We start from the raw sequence: 18,336 nt of genomic DNA, 5'->3' as shown, positions 1-18,336 counted from the left end.
CGGCACAGCTGCTCAGCGCTGCTGACGCAATTTCTGCAGGATCCGTGCCCACCCGCCGGGCACCAGGAAAAACGACATCGTGAACCCGGTGACAAACCCCGCCAGATCGGCCACCCATTCCGGGCTGCCACCAAAGATCAGCCCGAACAGCAGTTGGATACCCATCAGGAAGGCGATCAGGGAAAAGGCCCGGTACTGCTGTGCGCCCACGGTCGCGAGCGACAGCCACAACAGATGGGTAAAGCCACCAATCAGCCCGTAGACCGCTGGAAAGCCGCCGATCAGGGCGACCTGACCACCGACAAACACCGCATAGGCCAGCGCACCACCGATTGCAGAGCCGAGGAAGATCAGCACCACGGCGATCTCCCCCATCGCCTCGCCCACCATCTTTCCCATGGCCAGCAGGAAGACGCAGACAAAGATCGTCTGGGTAAAGGCCCCATGCACAAAAGCGTAGGTCACAAAGCGCTTTAGCAGATCAAAGGGCCAGGTTCCGCTGTCCCACATCCACCAGACATATTCCGCGCCAAAGCTGTATTCCTGAAGCGCACTGAGACGCCAGCCCACCGCCTCCGGCCCGCCGATCAAACCGCGCGCGCCAAGCGAAAACACCACCTCGATCCCGAGGATCACAAGCACGAGCGCCACCACCACCGGCGGCAATGCATTGAACGGGGATTGGTTCTGATCTTGCATGTTGTCCTGCTCTCCGGCGCCTCTACCCCGCTCAATGCCGGGCTACGCCTGTTGACGATACTCTGCGCCATGGGTAAGCGACGATGGTGCATAATTCCAGACGGGAGTTTTCGACCATGAGCGAAACCAGCTTCACTCCGCGTGTCTTTTCAGGCATCCAGCCTTCGGGCAATCTGCATCTGGGGAATTACCTCGGTGCCCTGAAGCGGTTTGTCGACTGGCAAGCGCGCGATGTGGAGTCCATCTACTGCATGGTCGACCTGCATGCGATCACCGTCTGGCAGGACCCGACTGACCTGAAGAAAGCCACCCGCGAGCTCTGCGCCGGGTTCATTGCCGCCGGGCTTGATCCGGAAAAATCCATTCTGATCAACCAGAGTCAGGTGCCCGAGCATGCGCAACTGGCCTGGATCTTCAACTGTGTCGCCCGCATGGGCTGGATGCAGCGGATGACCCAGTGGAAGGACAAGGCAGGCAAGAACCAGCAGAACGCTTCGCTGGGTCTTCTCGCCTATCCGTCGCTGATGGCCGCGGACATCCTGATCTACCACGCCACCCATGTGCCTGTGGGCGAGGATCAGAAACAGCACCTTGAACTGACGCGCGACATCGCGACCAAGTTCAACCACGACTACGGTGTTGATTTCTTCCCGCTGACCGAGCCGGTGATCGAGGGTGCGGCCACCCGGGTGATGAGCCTGCGCGATGGCTCCAAGAAGATGTCGAAATCCGACGTCTCGGATGCCAGCCGCATCAACCTGACCGATGATGCCGACACCATCGCCAAGAAGATCCGCAAGGCCAAGACCGACCCGGAAGCGTTGCCCTCCGAGGCCGAGGGTCTGGAGGACCGCCCGGAGGCCCGCAACCTGGTCAACATCTACGCGGCCATGTCCGGCCAGTCGGTGGATCAGGTGCTGGCGGATGTGGGCGGCCGGCAGTTCTCGGAGTTCAAGCCGATGCTGGCGGATCTGGCCGTTGAGAAAATGTCGCCGATCACCACCGAGATGGCCCGGTTGATGGAAAATCAAGACGAGATCGACAAGATCCTCGCCCGCGGCTCCGAGCGCGCCCGCGAGATCACTGCGCCGATCCTGCGCAAGACCTACGACATCGTCGGGCTGGTGGCCCCGGTCGAGATCTGACCAGATCAACAGCTCCTGCTTCGACATGCCAAGGGCCGTCTCCAGAGGCGGCCCTTACGTCTGCGTGATGTGTGGAATGCTGCGGAAGAGCGTTTCGAACCAGACCATCGCTGCGAACGCCCGCATGTTTCATTCACCAGCCGTGGCTGGCGGACCTCTAAGGCTGCCACGTGTAGTAATTATCGAGGTCGTCGGACTTTTCGAGCACGAAGCCGCACGAAAGGTAGAAGTCATTCGCCGGGCTACCGCGAAGCGCCAGGAGCCGCAAAGGCCGCGCCATCTCTCGTGCCTGATCCTGAACCGACCAAACGATATTGCGTCCCAGACCGCGGCCCTGATGCGTGGGATAGATATAAATGTGGTCGAGGTAAAGATGATCGGGGCGTATCCGCACGACATAGAAACCAACTAGATCCTCCCCATCTCGAACGATCTGGGTATCACGAGGGTCGTATGTTTCGAGAAAGCGCTTGCGTGCACGGTCGGGATCAAACCGTCCAACGGCTTCGAGGCTCGGTCTCATTGCCACCACACGGATCGCCGCAAGACTAGATGCATCATCATTTGTCGCGCTTGAAATGGAAATGTCATGCATGCTCGGATGATGCTATGGATAGGTAGGTTTCTCAAGCCATTTAGCTGCAACCGCCTCTCCTACCACAGTGCAATATCCATCACATTGGGCTCGCTGCGCCCCTCGCCGTATGAGTGATGAACGGCAGCGACATGTCGGTCGCGGGAGAACTGGGCCAGCGATGCGACAGGAAAGCCTGGTTGGTCTGGCATTCTGCAGGATGCAACTTTTGTCCGACTTCTGCGTTTCACAACCACAGTTACGTGCTGACACAGGAAAGGACGCGCGATGAAACCGGAATTTTTCAAATCGGCCACCGCATTGGCCGTGATCGCCTCGCTGGCGGCCCCGATGCCGGGTGTGGCTCAGGTTGAAGGCGCGGCGACGTTCGATCTCAGCCAGATGAGCGAGACCGAGATTGCCGCGCTGGTGGAGCGCTGCCGCGAAAGTGCCGGGCAGGATACGCAGGCCGAAGGGGACGATCCCATTGCCCAATTCTGCACGCAGTATGGTGAGGGCGCCTTTGATGCAGCGCTGCCCGTTGAGCTGCAATCAGGGTCTGTTCTTTCCGCACTCGCCCCTGATGGCGAAGACGTAGGCGGTCTTGAACAGGCTCTAGAGGACACCGCGCAGGCCGAAGCAGAGGCTGAGGCGCCAGCGGAAGCCGAGGTGCAAGAAGAACCTCAGGAAGAAGCCGCTGCTGCTGAGGCCGAAGCGACCGCAGATCCTGACGAGACAGCAGAAAACGCTGCCGTGGCCGAGACGTCAGAGGCCGCTGAAGCGGAGCAACCTGCCGAGGTCGAGCAATCGGAGGATACTGCTCCTGAGGTTGAGGCGACTGCAGAGACAGAGGCTGCAACAGATGAAACCGCTGAGGCCCTAGCGGAGGATCTTGCAACACAAAACGCCGATGTCGCCGCTGAGGCTGAGGCTGAGGCTGAGGCTGAGGCTGAGGCTGAGGCTGAGGCTGAAATTGCCGAGGACCAGCCCGTCGACAACCCCGAAGTGACAGAACGCGACAGCCAGCAACAGGCCGACGCGCTTGCAGAATCCGACACCGAGACCGCCGCGGCAGCAGCGGCTGCCTCTGACGGCAGCGAGACCGATGCAGAGGTGATCGAGGAAACCGTCACCGAAGACACCGCGCGCAGCTCTGACGAGGAGTTCGACACCAAGGTCAACGAGACCGCCTCAGCCGACGCCGCGCCACAGGCCCCGGCGGCGGAACAGGACGATGACGATGGTCTCTCCAAGCTGGAAAAGGCCGCCCTGCTGGGGTTGGGTGCCCTTGCCGTTGGTCAATTGCTGAAATCCGGCGAAACGGTGGTTTCCAACAGCGGGGACCGCGCCGTGGTCGAACAGGACGGCCAGTATCGCATTATCAAGAACGACGATGCGCTGCTGCGTCAGCCCGGCTCCAACGTGAAGACCTACCAGTTCAAAGATGGCTCCACCCGCACCGTGGTGACCCGTGAGGATGGCGTCGAGGTCGAGACCATCCGCGCAGCCGACGGTCGCGTGTTGCGCCGCAGCAAAGCCCTACCCGATGGCCGCACCGTGGTGCTGTTCGACGACACCCAGGAGGCCGAAAAGGTGGTGGTAAACGACCTGCCTACGGCGGCACCTCGACGCAACGCCGTCGCGAGTGATGGCAGTATTTCACCCGAAGATCTGGCCGCAGCCCTTGCTGCACAGCAGCCCGAAGGCATCAACCGGCGCTTTTCCCTCGCCCAGGTGCGCAGCATCGACGCGGTGCGCCGCCTAGTGCCTGAAATCAACGTCGACAAGGTGACCTTCGAGACCGGCTCCTCGGTGATCCGCCCGGAACAGGCCGAGGAGCTGACAGACCTGGGCAATGCTCTGCGCCAGATGGTGGAACGGACTCCGACCGAGGTGTTCCTGATCGAGGGCCACACCGATGCGGTGGGGGCGGCGACCTACAACCTCGCGCTGTCGGATCGTAGGGCGGAGACCGTGGCGCTGGCGCTGACCGAGTATTTTGATGTGCCGCCGGAGAACATGGTCATTCAGGGCTATGGCGAAAGTGACCTCGCGGTGCCGGTGCTGGACGCCGAACGGGCCAATCGTCGCGTCACCGTCCGCCGGATCACACCGCTGCTGGCGTCACGGCAGTAAGCCCTGACGACCAGACCCGAAAACAAGTTGCCCCGGCACTGCGCCGGGGCTTTTTTGTTGCAACACCTGTTCCGCTTCAAACGCGTTTGCATAGAGGTCGACAAAAAAACAGCCGCTCCAGTCGGAGCGGCTGCTGTCATGTGGTCTTGGTCCAGACAGGTTACGGGCAAGCGGCCTTGTAGGTCTGACCGGCACTGTTGCGATATGTGCACTGACGCGGTGCGTTTGCGCCAACCTGAGCACCAACGGCGCCGCCAATGAGCGTCGCGGCGGTTTTGCCGCTGCCGGAGCCGACTTGGTTGCCAACCGCCGCACCCGCCAGCGCGCCGGTGACGGCATTGATGTCCTGATTGTCAGAGCACCCCGCCACAAAGACACTTGCTGCAAACAGCGCCGCAATGACGCCAGTAGTCTTCGACATATTCCCATCTCCTCTCTGCTGACCGGATCAGGCAGGAAGGGGAAAAGCGCAGAGCGATTGCCCTGTCGCGCCGCCCGGTCGCTGCACCGGTCAAGGTGTTTCGTCTACACATGAACGTAGTGCGCGCCGGAATGTTCCCAACATTTTAGACAATCGGCTCAGCGACTACAGCAAAGATCTGCCGAAGCCCGGCGCGCTGGCCGGTTACAGCCCCGCCACCCCTTCAAGTGTCAGCCGCGCCACAAGATCGGCATAGCCCTTGCGGTCCTCGGTATCGGCCCCGGCGTTCCACATGTAGTGCCAGTTCAACATGCCAAAGACCGACATGGTGACTGCGCGCAGCTTGCCCTTGTCAGAACCCAGCGTGTCGGGGGCGGCGTCCCGAATGGCCGTGCTCATGCATTTCACCATTTCACGCTGATAGGCGCGCAAATGCTCCTGCTGTGCCTCCGGCAGCGCCGACATCGCGTTGAGCTGCACCTTGTGCTCGTGATCCGCGCCCTCATAGGCCAGCAGCACCTCGGTCAGGATACATCGCAGCCGCGCCACCGGATCGAACCCGTCCAGATCCAGCCCGCAGACCCGGTCCCGCAGGCCGCTCAGGTAGTTGTCCAGAAGGTCGAACAGCAGTGCGTCCTTGCCCTCGTAGTAGTGGTAGATATTCGCCTTCGAGATCCCGCAAGCCCTTGCGATCTGGGTCATCGAGGCCCGGTCATAGCCCTCCTCGGCGAACAGCCGCGCCGAGGCCGACAGTATCTGAGCGCGCTTCTGGTCGTGGTCTTTGGCAATGGTCCGGGCCACGGGAGCTTATCCTTTCACGCGATTGTCGACGACGCGGCGCGCCTTGCCCTGCGAGCGTTCGACGCTGCCGGGATCACCGACCAGAATTTCCGCCGAGATGCCGACAATATCCTTGATCCGCTTGGCCAGCTGCGCGGTGCAGGTGGCGCGCTGTTCAGGCGCGGTGGCCGCTGGCAAGACCTCAACATGGATACGCATCGCGTCCATTCGGCCCTTGCTGACCAGCTCGATCTGGTAATAGGGCGCGAGCGCCTCCACCGTCAGCATCTGCTCTTCGATCTGGCTGGGGAAGACATTTACACCGCGCAGGATGATCATGTCGTCCGAACGTCCGGTGATTTTCGCCATCCGCCGCATGGAGCGCGCAGTGCCCGGCAGCAGGCGTGTCAGGTCACGGGTGCGGTAGCGCACCATCGGCAGGCCTTCCTTGGTGAGCGTGGTAAAAACCAGCTCGCCCAGCTCACCATCCGGCAGCACCGCGCCGGTTTCCGGGTCGATGATTTCCGGCAGGAAGTGATCCTCCCAGATGACTGGCCCGTCCTTGGTCTCCACACATTCATTGGCAACGCCCGGCCCCATGATCTCTGAAAGACCATAGATATCAACTGCATGCATATCAAACGCCGCCTCGACTTCCTTGCGCATGGCGTCCGTCCATGGTTCGGCGCCAAAGACGCCGACCTTGAGCGAAGAGCTGCGCGGATCGATGCCCATGCGGTGATATTGCTCCAGGATGTTGAGCATATAGGACGGCGTCACCATGATGCCGTCGGGCCGGAAATCCTCGATCAGCGTCACTTGCTTTTCGGTCTGGCCGCCCGACATCGGCACCACCGTCGCGCCCAGGCGCTCAATGCCGTAATGCGCGCCAAGCCCGCCAGTAAACAGCCCATAGCCATAGGCGTTATGCACCATATCACCGCGCCGCAGGCCGGACGCACGCAAGGACCGCGCCAAGAGGTCCGCCCAGGTGTCGATGTCCTTTTGCGTGTAGCCCACCACCGTTGGCTTGCCCGTTGTACCGGAGGACGCATGCAACCGGAGGATCTGCTCGCGCGGGACTGCAAACATGCCGAATGGATAGGCATCGCGCAGATCGCCCTTGGTGGTGAAGGGGAACTTCGCGAGATCGGACAGCTCCTGCAGGTCGTCCGGATGCACGCCGGCTGCATCGAACCGCGCTTTGTACATTGCCACATTGTCGTAGGCATGGCGCAACGACCATTTCAAACGCTGCAGCTGCAGGCTGCGGATCTCGTCGATGGACGCGATCTCGATCGGGTCCAGCTCGGCCCGGTTGGGTGTCAAATCACGCATAGGTATCCTCCAACGTCCCTTGATCTTCTGCGGCTCAGTCCTGAGCCACCGGGGGAGCTGTCTCCTCAAACAGCTGCCCCTTGATTGCGCGAGAACAGCCGCGCATTTCCGCGATCAGCTGCCCGTCCTGATTTTTGACGCTCGCGTCATAGAGCCCGCTGCGCCCGGTCAGCGAGACTTCGCGAGCCTCGGCCAGCAGCCGGTCCCCTTGGCGTCCCGGCGCGATAAAGCTGATCATGTTGTGCTGCGCCACCGTCGCCTGATTGCGGCTGTTGCACGCAAAGGCAAAGGCGCTGTCGGCGAGCATGAAAATCACACCGCCATGGCAGATACCATGGCCGTTGCAGTGATGCGCCTCGACGGTCAGCGCCAGCGCGGCACTGCCCTCGTCGACACGCTCGATGCCGATACCGGCCCATTTGGACGCCTGATCGTCGGCCCACATGGCGGCGGCGGATTTCTCGGCGCGGGTCTTTGCGGTCATGGTCATGCGCTATTCTCCGCGGAACGCTGGCTGGCGTTTTTCCAGAAATGCCCGCACGCCTTCGGCGTAATCCGCGCTCTCGCCACAGGTCTTCATCGCATCCGCCTCGCGCTCCAGCTGCTCGGCCAGCGTATAGGCCCCCGAGGTCTGGATCAGCGATTTGGTTAGCCCAAGACCCAGCGTCGGCCCATCGGCGAGCTTGGCCGTCAGGGCGCGCGCCTCCTCCATCAGCACATCATCGGCGACGCATTTCCAGATCAGCCCCCAATCAGCGGCCTGCTCGGCGCTCAGGGGCTCTCCGGTCAGCGCCAGCGCCTTGGCGCGGGCCTCGCCCAACAGGCGCGGCAGGTGGTAGCTGCCGGCGGTGTCGGGGATCAGCCCGACCTTGGCAAAGGACTGGATGAATTTCGCGCTCTGGCTCGCCAGCACGATGTCTGCGGCCAGCGACAGGTTTGCCCCGGCGCCCGCCGCCACGCCGTTCACCGCGCAGACCACCGGAAACTCCAACGCGCGGATCAGGTTCACCAGCGGCGCATAAAACGTGCGCACCGTGTAGCCCAGATCTACCGGGCCACCCGCCGCATCCGGGTCGCGCGCTGACAGATCCTGCCCCGCGCAAAAGCCCCGCCCCGCGCCCGTCAGTAAGAGCGCCCGCTTTCCAGAATCGCGCGCCTCTTCCAGTGCGGCGCGCAGGGCCAGATGCATCTCATCGTTAAACGCATTTAGCCGATCCGGACGGTTCAGCGTAATCTCGCACCACGTCCCGTGATCCTGCGTCAGAATGCTCTGCTCCATGATGCCTCCCCTTGCCCACGGCGGGCGATCTTGAGCCCAATTGGGAAAAGACTTGCATAAACCGACCGGACGGTCAATATTTCTCATCAGGAAAATGCGCCGCCCCGAAATCGGGCGCTGGCACTGCATTTGCACAACAGACTTCAGGGAGACGCAGCCTATGTGCCCGAAAGATGTGGCGAGCTTTGCCGCCGGAGAATGGATCCAGCCCGACAACAGCGCACGCGAGATTGCCTCTGCCATCACCGGCGAGGTGATCGCCCGCGCAGGCAATGCCACGCTCGATGTGCAAGCGATGCTCGACTATGCCCGCAACATCGGTGGGCCCGGCCTGCGCGCCATGACCTTCCATGACCGCGCCCGCATGCTCAAGGCGCTAGCGCAGCATTTGGAGGCCAACAAGCAGGACCTGTATGATCTGAGCTTTGACACCGGCGCGACGCAGAAGGACCACCTGATCGACGTGGACGGCGGTATCGGAACAACGTTTGTATTCGCCTCCAAGGGGCGGCGCGAGATGCCCGACAGCACGGTCTACACGGACGGCGCGGTCGAGCAACTGTCGCGCCACGGCACATTTATGGGCCAGCACATCTGCACCTCGCTGCCCGGTGTTGCGGTGCATATCAACGCCTTCAACTTCCCGGTCTGGGGCATGCTGGAAAAGCTCGCGCCGACCCTGCTTGCCGGTGTTCCGGCCATCGTAAAACCCGCAACCGCCACCTGCTATGTCACAGAGGCCGCCGTGCGCCTGATGCTGGACAGCGGTCTTCTGCCGGAAGGCGCGCTGCAGCTGGTGAGCGGCGGCATTGGCGACATGCTGGACCGGCTGACCTGTCAGGATGTGGTGAGCTTTACTGGCTCTGCAGCAACCGCGCTGAAACTACGGCAAACACCTGCAATCGTTGAAAACTCCGTACGATTTGTGGCGGAACAAGACAGCCTCAACGCGTCGATCCTTGGCCCTGACGCAGCGCCCGGCAGCGCGGAATTCGACCTGTTCCTCAAGGAAGTGCAGCGCGAAATGACCACCAAAGCGGGGCAGAAATGTACCGCCATCCGCCGCATCATCGTGCCCGACGCACAGGTTGACGCCGTTATTGAGGGGCTGAGCACCGCGCTGGCAAAAATCACCATTGGTGACCCGCGCGCCGACAGCACCCGCATGGGTGCGCTGGTCTCCGCCGCGCAAAAACGCGATGTGCTGGAGCAAGCCGCCAAGATCGCCACCGAGGCCACGCGGGTTTTTGGCGACCCCGACGACTTCACCGTTGAGGGCGCCGACAAGGACAAGGGTGCCTTTGTGCCGCCGATGCTGTTCCATTGCGCGGACCCCGACGCCGCCCAACATGTCCACGACACCGAGGCCTTTGGCCCCGTCTCCACCGTGATGGGCTACCGCGACCTTGCGCATGCAGCCGCACTGGCCAATCGCGGCCAAGGCTCCCTCGTCGCCTCTCTCATCACTGCCGACCCTGTGGTGGCGCGTGAGGTGACACTGAACATCGCCGCCTTCCACGGACGGGTCTATATCAACAACGCCACCTCGATGAAGGAGTCCACAGGCCACGGCTCCCCCCTGCCCCATATGGTTCACGGTGGCCCCGGTCGTGCTGGCGGTGGCGAGGAACTGGGCGGCGTGCGCGCCGTGAAACACTACATGCAGCGCACCGCCGTGCAGGGCAGCCCGGAGATTCTCTCAGCCATCACCGGTACCTGGATTCCCGGCGCCCCCGAAACAAGCGATGCCGCGCATCCCTTCACCCGCCGCTTCGGTGCGCTGGCCATTGGCGAGACGCTCAATACCGCGCCGCGCACCGTGACCAGCGACGACATTGCCCATTTTGCGCAGTTCACCGGCGATACCTTCTATGCCCACATGGATGACGCGGCCGCCGAACGGAACCCGTTCTTCCCGGGACGGGTGGCGCATGGCTATCTGCTCTTGTCCTTTGCCGCCGGTATGTTCGTTCAGCCCGAAGAAGGACCGGTACTGGCCAACACCGGCCTCGACAGCCTGCGCTTCATGAAACCCGTGGTGCCGGGCGACAGCATCAAGGTGCGCCTGACCGTCAAGGCCAAGACCCCGCGCAACGCGGACTACGGCGAAGTGCGCTGGCGTGTCACCCTGACCAATCAAGATGACGAGATGGTGGCCGAATACGAGCTGCTGACCATGGTCGCATTCTGATCGTTTATACGCGTCCAATTGCAGGCATGAGGGCTGGCGCTTACCTGCGCCCGCCCTTATCCTGACCTCATGACAACAAACGCACATGACTGGTTTACTACGGCGGTAGAGGCACTTGCAGAGCCTCAGGGTCAACGCGTTTGGTCGATCATCGTGTCGTTCCTCGGGGACATGGCACAGGATGATGGCGCTGGCATCAGCAGCGCGGCCCTCACCCGCGTGATCACACCGCTCGGCATCAAGCCCGAAGCCATCCGCGTCGCGCTGCATCGACTGCGCAAGGATGGCTGGACCGACAGCAAACGACGCGGGCGCGGATCCGTGCATTTCCTCACCCCTCATGGGCGCGTGCAGTCGGCTCAGGTCACCCCCCGCATCTATGATCCGACCGCCTGCACCACGGCAGAGTGGCATATGCTGATCGCGGGCACCCCCAGTGGTCTGGAACTTCTGGATGCCCTCAGCGAGGGCGCGCCGGACGGCGTGATCCGCGTCAACCGCCACACCGGCTTGGCTCCCGGCCCCGCGCCTGCGCCCATGTCCGATCTTTTGATCGCAAACGGACAGATCGAAAGCGTTCCCACATGGCTGCAGGAAGAGCTGTTCCCCATCCCGCTGCGCCAGAGCTGTGCGTCACTGGATGCCGCACTTGCCCCTCGTGGCGCCCCGCCTGAGCTGGATCCCTTACGCCGCGCCTGCCTGCGCACGCTGCTCGTACACCGCTGGAGGCGGATCGTATTGCGTCATCCGAGGCTGCCCGTGCAGTTTCACCCAGCCGACTGGACCGGAGAATCCTGCCGGACAAAGGTCTTTGAGCTATTGGAGCAGCTCCCGCAACCCAGCCTGTCGGAACTCGAAACCGCCGAGCCGCTGCCCATGACGTTGGACATACCGCCGTCGCCTGATGCAGCCCATTGAAATCAAATGGCAATGCGGCGTGGTTGGAAAAAACTTTTCCAAAACCACCCTTCTTTGAGATTTCGCACTTGACCCTCTGGGCGGCATTCCGTAAATCGCCTCCACACAGCGAGCGGCGGAGTAGCTCAGTTGGTTAGAGCAGCGGAATCATAATCCGCGTGTCGGGGGTTCAAGTCCCTCCTCCGCTACCACCCTTCCCATACTTACCGGCTTGATGAATGGGTTCGCCTGTCGGATGAGGCGAAACGCCTCGTCGCGATGAGTGTTTCTGGGCTTGCCCTGCCTGTCTATCTTGGCGCTGCGTCTCCCCTCCCACATCGCGTGCCTGCCAGGTTCTGCGCATCAGCTTGGCGCAATTCTCTGGATTATTTGCACCGAACCTTAAGGATCCAGCGCCTAAGTTACAGCGCATGAGCATCCGTCCTGATCCTTTTCCGCAGAGTAAGCAGCAAGAGCGCATTTCCGCGCTTGAGCAGACGCGACGCAAGGATCGGCGCAATCTGAAAATGGCGAACGCGATGCTGTGCGGCGTTGAGGCCATGAACAAGGCCAACACACGCGCAGACATACTCGACGCTCTATCGGACGCATTGAAGGACGCCATCGGCGCCCATGAGGTCACGGTGATCGGTGATGTCGCCGAAGGAATGTTCGGCGTCCCGCAAAGCCGCCCCACCGTTCTGCACCCGTTGCGGCCACAGCCGGCGCTGACACCGGACATCTTCGACTGGTTCGCCCGCCACCGTCAGATCAAAAATCTGAGCGTCTGCCGCGCCCCGGCTGCCGGGCTGGTCAGCGCCCGCAGCACAGGCAGCCTGATCTCGGCTCCCTTTCGGCGCGAGGGGGGACAAATGCTGGTTGTGCTCTGCTGGCACCCAAGCGTCGACTACTTCGATGCGGATAAGGCCAAGGTGCTTGACCGCATGACCGTCATGATGAGTCACGCCCTGCGCGGCATTCGCACGGATGACCGCCATGCACTTCTGGCCTCGGTTCTGGAGAATGCCGAAGTGCCCGTCATGTTGGTGGACCCAGCGGAACAGGGAAGCGCAGTTGTATATGTCAACCGCGCGTTCGAGGCCCTGTCGGGACGCACGCTCGCGGATGCAATGGGTATGCAATTCATCACGGATCGCTTTCGCCCCGGAGCGGACCTGGAGAGTATGGCGGCGGCTTTCGCCGCCGGGCAACGCGGACGATATCGGGTCTGGAACTCACGAAAGAACGGGGTACCCTTTCTGGACGAGATCAGCCTCACACCCATTCGGGATACCTTTGGCAGCCTGCGCTACATGCTGGCGACCCATACTGATGTCACCGAACAGGCGCAAACGCTTGAAGTCGTGCACCAGCTTGAGCAGCGCATCGAATCCGCAATGGAGGCCGTGAGCAGCGCCATTCTCGCGACCGGAGCTGATGGCGAGGTGCTGTATGCAAACACGGCCATGCACCGGCTGCTGCACGAGCTCTATGGCACGGAGATGCGCCCGCATCAGGCCATCGCGACCTTTGTCAAACAGGTTGAAGACTGCGCCCAGAACCTGGAACTGACCTGCTCTGATGGCGCCGTTTTCCTTATCCGCAGCTTTGACAGCAGCGAGGGCGGACATGTTATCACCGGCACCGATGTCACAGAGATAAAACGCGCTGAGCGGGAGCTGAAACAACGCGCGGCCGCGATGGACAGCACCACCGAAGGCATTGCGATCGTCGAACGCAGCGCGCGTATCGCCTATGCCAACCCGGCCTTTGCCCGCATTTTTGGAGCTGGTCCTCCCAGCAGTATTCTCGGCCGGAAATGGTGCGATGCATTTCTGGCGGAGGATGTGGCTCGGCTGTCGGTCGAGGTGCGTCCTAAAGTCGAAAGCCTGGGCTTTGCCCAGATCGAGATGCGCGCGCATGTCGATGGCAAGAAACTCACATTCGAGGTCTGCGTCACGCGGATCGACGACAAGATGCGCATTGTCGTGGTTCGCGACATCACCAGACGTATCGAATACGAAGACGCCCGCGCAAGCTTCGACAAGAAGCTGCATGACTTCGAGAAAAACGAAAGCATCGGACGGCTGGCCGCAGGTGTCGCACATGACTTCAACAACCTGCTGGCGGTGATCAATGGCCACTCGGCCCTGCTCAACGAACGCACCGCACCGGACAAGGTGCAGCTCTATTCCGAACGGATCAACGCCGCCTCCTCGCGCGCGGCCAAGATGATCAATCGCTTTCTCGACCTCGGCATGTCGGCCGACAATCAAAGCATGATTGATCTGCGCAATCTCATGAGTGAATCTCAGGACCTCTTGCGCAGCGCCTTGTCCGCGGAAACCCGTTTCACACTGGATATGGATGACGCGGAGATGGAGATGCTGTGCTATCCATCCGACCTACTGCGTGTGGCGCTCAATCTGGTGCAGAATGCGCAGGATGCACTTGGCGGGCGTCCCGGCCAAATTCACCAATGTCTGAAACGGTTTGCGGGTATCGACCTGATGGATCTGCCCCTCGCCATTGGCAGCATCGACCCGGAGCAGACCTACGCGCGCTACACGGTTGAGGACTCTGGCTCGGGCATTCCCGCCGACGTGCTTGGACGTCTGTTTCACGAGCACTGCTCGACCAAAGGGCAGCGTGGCAGCGGTATCGGCATGATGGCCATCGCCGAGATCATTCGCAGCCACGAGGGGGCCATACGCATTCTCAGCCAGGAGGGCCATGGCACACGCGTGGAAATCTTCCTTCCACTGTCCGACTATTCAGTCACGCGGATCAGTGACGAGGACATTGGCTCCGTGCGGCTGGATGGTCAGCTGATCCTGTTGGTTGACGACGACGCACAGGTTGCGGAATCCATTGCCGCCTTCCTGGAACGCCTTGGCGCCGAGGTCAGCATCTGCCTGCACCCGGATGAAGCTCTGGAAGCGATCAAGGAAGACCCAGGCCTTTGGTCGTTCCTCGTCACGGACTATAATATGCCCGGCCAAAACGGTGGTCAGCTTGCTCAGGCGGCGAAATCTGCAGATGGCGATCTACCCATCGTGATTGTCACTGCCCTGGCACGTAAACTCTCCGACCCGAACCTCTCTGAAGACGTGATCAGCGCCCTTCTGGGAAAGCCGGTCGACCTCAACACGCTCGCGCATTTGATCGCCCAACACGGGCGCGTGTTGCCTCCGCCGCAGCCATAGTTCACCCCGCATGCTGTCCAGTCAGACAGGCACGAACCTTATTTTAGGGAATCTATGCGAAGCTTGGCCGGTCGCGTAGATCAGAGCCCCCTCGAAGGAGTACGACTGTGTTGTTGAAGGCCTCTTCCGTTTCACTAAAGCTGAAACTCCCTGTGCTGATGGTTGTCCTCACCGTGGCTTTTGTCATTACCGTGTCGTTCCTGATCTACACGATGGCAGAGCGCAGCATTCGCGAGAATGTGGCCTCCGCACAGGCCTCCAAGGCACAGGCGGGCGCACAGGCCCTCAGCTTCAGCATCGGCGCGGCACAGCGTGACGTGGTCAACCTGGCTGCACAGCCCACCACATTCCGCGCAATAAACAATTTTGAGCGCGTCATCGGCATGATCGAAGACGATGATCAGATTGGCTACCTGAAGAAACACTTCGTGACGGAGAACCCCAATACCGAACAGCGCGCCGATCTGGTCGATCCTGGCGATGGCTCCTACTACAGTCAATCTCATGTCACATACCATCCAACGTTTGTGCAAACATCCGAATTGAATGGATACTCGGACATCTATTTGATCAGCCCGACTGGGCTCGTCTTGTATTCAATTCACAAGCAAAGCGACTTCGCCGAGACCATCACTGGTCCTGTTCTCGCCGACACCCCACTATCGCGTGTGGCTCAAGGGGCTCTTGCGGCGGAGCCCGGCGCCGTTGTGGTCGAGGATTTCTCTCCCTATGCGCCCGCTGGCTCAAACACCGCATTTCTGGCCTCCCCCGTCCTCAGCAAGCGTGGCGACACAGTTGGCGTGATTGCCGTACGCATCGGCACTGAACTTGTGCAGTCCGCGCTGACTGCGAATCTCGCCGACACTGCGCATGAGAACATCTTTCTTGTCAGTCCGGATGGGCTTGCCCGCAGTCCCAGCGTCGTGGAAGGCGCCTTCGAGATGCTGACGGAACTTCCGGACGCCCCTCACATCGCCGCAGCCCGCGACCAGGTGGCCGGTCAGTTCGAGGATGTTGTCACCGCGGCAGGACAGCGCGCAACCGCCGTGGTCATTCCTCTCAACCTTGCCGGGTTCAACTGGTCGCTGATCATGGAAACCGATTCCGACACCGCATTTGCGATGGTCTATCGCATCCGATGGATGGTGCTATCGCTCATCGGCGCCTCTTTTGTCGTATCGATCATTGTCTCTTGGGCAGCTGCCAACCGGGTCACGCGCCCGATCCACCACCTGAGGGACGTCACCAACGCACTGGCCAACAAGGATTATGACATCGACATTCCCGGCCGGACACGCGGGGATGAGTTCGGTGATCTTGCGCGCAGCCTCGACACCTTTCGGGACAAGCTGACCTCCGCAGATGAGGCCAGCAGCCGCGAGGAAGACTCAAGAAAGCAGACCAATCTCGTGGTCGATGAAATGAGCCATGCTCTCTCCGAGCTGCAGGAGGGCAACCTCGTTTGCGAGATCAACACTGCCTTCTCCCCCCATTACGAAGACCTGCGCAAGAACTACAATCGCAGCCTGGAGAACCTGCGGCAGTCGCTGCGCGAAGTGGTCGAAGCCGCCCACCATGTGGATCGGTTCTCTCAAGAACAGCGGGCCGCAGCAAATGACATGGCCGAACGGACTGAAAGTCAGGGGTCCACACTGGAAAAGACTGCCTCTGCCATGCAGGATCTCACACAGCGCCTGCGCGACACGGCGGAGAAGGCGACGGAAGTCGACAGCACCATGCGCGTTACCCGCCGTGAAGCCGAGCAGAGCAACGAAGTGGTGCGCTCAGCCGTGGCCGCGATGGATCAGATCCAGCAGGCCTCTGCCGAAATCTCCAAGTTCATCAACCTGATCGATGACATCGCCTTTCAGACCAATCTTCTGGCGCTGAACGCTGGCGTCGAGGCCGCCCGCGCCGGCGAAGCGGGCGCCGGTTTTGCGGTGGTGGCCTCCGAGGTGCGCAACCTTGCGCGGCGCGCCTCCGAAGCGGCTGGCGAGATCCAGGCGCTCACCTCAGCGAGTGAAGAGCACGTGGCCAATGGCGTCTCTATGGTAGATCGCGCAGGCGATGCTCTCACCAGCATCATTCAACAGGTAACCGCAGTCAGCGATCTCATTTCCGAGATTGCCGGAGGGGTTCAGCATCAATCGCAGGGCCTTGAAGACATCAACGCGGCCATGCGCGAGTTGGATGCTGTTACCCAGCAGAACACGGCGATGGCAGAGGAGGCCTCCGCCTCCAGTCAACTCCTGCAGAGCGAAGCCAACACGCTGTCGCAGGTCACCTCCCGTTTCCAAATTGACGCACCGATTGATGCGGATGCGCCCGCGCGTTGGGAAGACCTGTCTGATACCCAAGACGTGCAACACGGCTAGGGCTGAACGCGCGCACTCTCCCCGTACGGCAACCAGCCAGGCAGCCACTTTGACTGCACGCGCTCATTCGGGCACTGGCAGCTTGCGCTTTGAACCGGAAAAGACGATCACCCTTCTCAAACACATCCTGTAAAGTTTGCGCCCGCAAAGAATTGGGCGCACTATGGGTGAAGAACAGATCGTCGCTCGCTCCGCCCGTATCCGGGAGGGGCAGCAAGGAGGGCCTCCATGTCAGAATCGAAAATCCGGAACATGGAAGAGCTTGCCGGTGTGAGCGGCATCTCACGCCCCACCCTGTCCAAGTATTTCAACGCCCCTGACAGCGTCCGCGCCTCCACCCGCAAGAAGATCGAAGCGGCGCTGGAGACCTATGACTACCGTCCCAACATCTACGCCATGAACCAGAACCGGCGCCTGACGAAGAACATCGGCATCGTGGTTCCATTCCTCGCCGATCCGTTTTTTGCCGAGATCGCCCGCACCCTCGAGCAGCGCTGCATCGACGCGGGATTCCGCCCTACCTTGTTCAGTTCGCACGGGCTGCCTGAGCTGGAAACCGACATACTCGACACGCTTCTGTCCATGCGTCCTGCAGGGGTGCTGTTGGCCCCCTTGGGCCGGGCCTCAGACAAGGAGGCCATTGAACGATTTTGCGAAGATGTACCAACCGTGCTCTTTGACAGCAATGTGGAGCAATTTGGCATTGCCTTTGTGGGCTCCGACAACTTTCAGTTCACCAAACTGATGACAGACTACCTCTGCCGGACCGGAGAGCCGCCCAGTTTCTTTGAAATGCGCACCCCCGCCAACCCGAATGCCCATCGACGTCGACAAAGCTACCTGGACGCAATGCAAAAGTTCGGCCACACGCCTCAGGTGATCTCGGTCGAGGGCGAAGGCTGGCAATTCGAGGAGATCGGGCGTTTGGGCGGGCATGAGGCTCTGTCGTCGGGCGCGTTCAATTCCAACTCGATCCTCTGCAGCAATGACCGCCTCGCCATCGGACTGATGACGGCCTGTTACGAAAAAGGGGTGCAGGTCGGGCGCACTGAGGGATGCTCGATTCGGGTGGCCGGAATCGATGGGCACCCCTTCGGACGTTATACTTGTCCGCCGTTGACCACTGTGTCGCACGATTATGATGCCGTCTCCAAAACCGCGACAGACACCCTGTTCTCTGCGATCAACGGCGATGTATCACCTTGGAAAAGCACGAGATCCGAAGGCAAACTGATCATGCGCGACTCCGCCTGACCCCTCACAAATTTTACGCGCGTAAAATTTATATTGACGCC

Annotated in this window: 14 protein-coding genes and 1 tRNA gene; 8 read left to right on the top strand and 7 right to left on the bottom strand. The window is 61.2% G+C overall.

Annotation, left to right across the window (positions count from 1 at the left end):
- Positions 1–12 precede the first annotated feature (12 nt).
- Positions 13–699: a rhomboid family intramembrane serine protease gene (locus R1T40_RS20235; RefSeq protein ID WP_317385429.1), complete on the bottom strand. Its 687-nt coding sequence runs from the start codon at positions 697–699 to the stop codon at positions 13–15.
- Between the two features lie 116 nt (positions 700–815).
- On the opposite strand from R1T40_RS20235, the gene trpS reads away from it, so the two are divergent.
- Positions 816–1,844, top strand: coding sequence for a tryptophan--tRNA ligase (trpS, locus tag R1T40_RS20230; RefSeq protein ID WP_106163808.1), 1,029 nt, complete (start codon positions 816–818; stop codon positions 1,842–1,844).
- A 157-nt stretch (positions 1,845–2,001) separates the two neighbouring features.
- Here the strand turns inward: trpS and R1T40_RS20225 are convergent, their stop codons facing one another.
- A complete protein-coding gene (locus R1T40_RS20225) occupies positions 2,002–2,439 on the bottom strand; it encodes a GNAT family N-acetyltransferase (protein ID WP_317385428.1) in 438 nt (145 codons plus the stop codon).
- A gap of 267 nt (positions 2,440–2,706) precedes the next feature.
- Between R1T40_RS20225 and R1T40_RS20220 the strand changes: the two genes are divergently transcribed.
- Positions 2,707–4,554 carry an OmpA family protein gene (locus R1T40_RS20220; protein ID WP_317385427.1) on the top strand — a complete coding sequence of 616 codons (1,848 nt, stop codon included), beginning with the start codon at positions 2,707–2,709 and terminating at the stop codon, positions 4,552–4,554.
- A 160-nt stretch (positions 4,555–4,714) separates the two neighbouring features.
- Here R1T40_RS20220 and R1T40_RS20215 read toward each other — a convergent pair whose 3' ends face one another.
- From R1T40_RS20215 to paaG, 5 genes are all read right to left on the bottom strand, one after another.
- Positions 4,715–4,975, bottom strand: coding sequence for a glycine zipper 2TM domain-containing protein (locus R1T40_RS20215; protein ID WP_106163810.1), 261 nt, complete (start codon positions 4,973–4,975; stop codon positions 4,715–4,717).
- A gap of 204 nt (positions 4,976–5,179) precedes the next feature.
- Positions 5,180–5,776 carry a TetR/AcrR family transcriptional regulator gene (locus tag R1T40_RS20210; protein ID WP_317385426.1) on the bottom strand — a complete coding sequence of 199 codons (597 nt, stop codon included), beginning with the start codon at positions 5,774–5,776 and terminating at the stop codon, positions 5,180–5,182.
- 6 nt (positions 5,777–5,782) lie between these two features.
- Positions 5,783–7,093 carry a phenylacetate--CoA ligase PaaK gene (gene paaK, locus R1T40_RS20205; RefSeq protein ID WP_317385425.1) on the bottom strand — a complete coding sequence of 437 codons (1,311 nt, stop codon included), beginning with the start codon at positions 7,091–7,093 and terminating at the stop codon, positions 5,783–5,785.
- 34 nt (positions 7,094–7,127) lie between these two features.
- Positions 7,128–7,577 carry a hydroxyphenylacetyl-CoA thioesterase PaaI gene (paaI, locus tag R1T40_RS20200; protein WP_317387013.1) on the bottom strand — a complete coding sequence of 150 codons (450 nt, stop codon included), beginning with the start codon at positions 7,575–7,577 and terminating at the stop codon, positions 7,128–7,130.
- A gap of 9 nt (positions 7,578–7,586) precedes the next feature.
- Positions 7,587–8,372: a 2-(1,2-epoxy-1,2-dihydrophenyl)acetyl-CoA isomerase PaaG gene (gene paaG / locus R1T40_RS20195; protein ID WP_317385424.1), complete on the bottom strand. Its 786-nt coding sequence runs from the start codon at positions 8,370–8,372 to the stop codon at positions 7,587–7,589.
- A gap of 160 nt (positions 8,373–8,532) precedes the next feature.
- On the opposite strand from paaG, the gene paaZ reads away from it, so the two are divergent.
- From paaZ to R1T40_RS20165, 6 genes are all read left to right on the top strand, one after another.
- Positions 8,533–10,563 carry a phenylacetic acid degradation bifunctional protein PaaZ gene (gene paaZ, locus R1T40_RS20190; RefSeq protein WP_317385423.1) on the top strand — a complete coding sequence of 677 codons (2,031 nt, stop codon included), beginning with the start codon at positions 8,533–8,535 and terminating at the stop codon, positions 10,561–10,563.
- A gap of 69 nt (positions 10,564–10,632) precedes the next feature.
- Complete coding sequence (locus tag R1T40_RS20185; RefSeq protein WP_317385422.1) at positions 10,633–11,481, top strand: PaaX family transcriptional regulator; 849 nt, start codon at positions 10,633–10,635, stop codon at positions 11,479–11,481.
- Between the two features lie 114 nt (positions 11,482–11,595).
- Positions 11,596–11,672 (top strand) — tRNA-Met (locus R1T40_RS20180).
- Positions 11,673–11,891: 219 nt separating this feature from the next.
- Positions 11,892–14,666: a PAS domain-containing hybrid sensor histidine kinase/response regulator gene (locus R1T40_RS20175; RefSeq protein ID WP_317385421.1), complete on the top strand. Its 2,775-nt coding sequence runs from the start codon at positions 11,892–11,894 to the stop codon at positions 14,664–14,666.
- Between the two features lie 107 nt (positions 14,667–14,773).
- Positions 14,774–17,041 carry a methyl-accepting chemotaxis protein gene (locus R1T40_RS20170; RefSeq protein WP_317385420.1) on the top strand — a complete coding sequence of 756 codons (2,268 nt, stop codon included), beginning with the start codon at positions 14,774–14,776 and terminating at the stop codon, positions 17,039–17,041.
- Between the two features lie 228 nt (positions 17,042–17,269).
- Entirely contained in the window at positions 17,270–18,295 is a 1,026-nt protein-coding gene (locus R1T40_RS20165; RefSeq protein WP_317385419.1) for a LacI family DNA-binding transcriptional regulator, read from the top strand.
- Positions 18,296–18,336: the final 41 nt, after the last annotated feature.

This window comes from Tritonibacter scottomollicae (assembly GCF_032924845.1).
In the GTDB taxonomy this organism is placed as follows: domain Bacteria; phylum Pseudomonadota; class Alphaproteobacteria; order Rhodobacterales; family Rhodobacteraceae; genus Epibacterium; species Epibacterium scottomollicae.
The sequence above is the reverse complement of the archived record's forward strand: the minus strand, read 5'-3'. Positions and strand labels throughout refer to the sequence as shown.

Excerpts from the sequence above, each read along its gene's own strand:
- paaZ (WP_317385423.1), top strand. The coding sequence starts at position 8,533 with ATGTGCCCGAAAGATGTGGCGAGCTTTGCCGCCGGAGAATGGATCCAG.
- trpS (WP_106163808.1), top strand. The coding sequence starts at position 816 with ATGAGCGAAACCAGCTTCACTCCGCGTGTCTTTTCAGGCATCCAGCCT.
- R1T40_RS20220 (WP_317385427.1), top strand. The coding sequence starts at position 2,707 with ATGAAACCGGAATTTTTCAAATCGGCCACCGCATTGGCCGTGATCGCC.
- R1T40_RS20215 (WP_106163810.1), bottom strand. The coding sequence starts at position 4,975 with ATGTCGAAGACTACTGGCGTCATTGCGGCGCTGTTTGCAGCAAGTGTC.
- paaI (WP_317387013.1), bottom strand. The coding sequence starts at position 7,577 with ATGACCGCAAAGACCCGCGCCGAGAAATCCGCCGCCGCCATGTGGGCC.
- paaK (WP_317385425.1), bottom strand. The coding sequence starts at position 7,093 with ATGCGTGATTTGACACCCAACCGGGCCGAGCTGGACCCGATCGAGATC.
- R1T40_RS20175 (WP_317385421.1), top strand. The coding sequence starts at position 11,892 with ATGAGCATCCGTCCTGATCCTTTTCCGCAGAGTAAGCAGCAAGAGCGC.
- R1T40_RS20165 (WP_317385419.1), top strand. The coding sequence starts at position 17,270 with ATGTCAGAATCGAAAATCCGGAACATGGAAGAGCTTGCCGGTGTGAGC.
- R1T40_RS20235 (WP_317385429.1), bottom strand. The coding sequence starts at position 699 with ATGCAAGATCAGAACCAATCCCCGTTCAATGCATTGCCGCCGGTGGTG.
- R1T40_RS20185 (WP_317385422.1), top strand. The coding sequence starts at position 10,633 with ATGACAACAAACGCACATGACTGGTTTACTACGGCGGTAGAGGCACTT.
- paaG (WP_317385424.1), bottom strand. The coding sequence starts at position 8,372 with ATGGAGCAGAGCATTCTGACGCAGGATCACGGGACGTGGTGCGAGATT.
- R1T40_RS20225 (WP_317385428.1), bottom strand. The coding sequence starts at position 2,439 with ATGCATGACATTTCCATTTCAAGCGCGACAAATGATGATGCATCTAGT.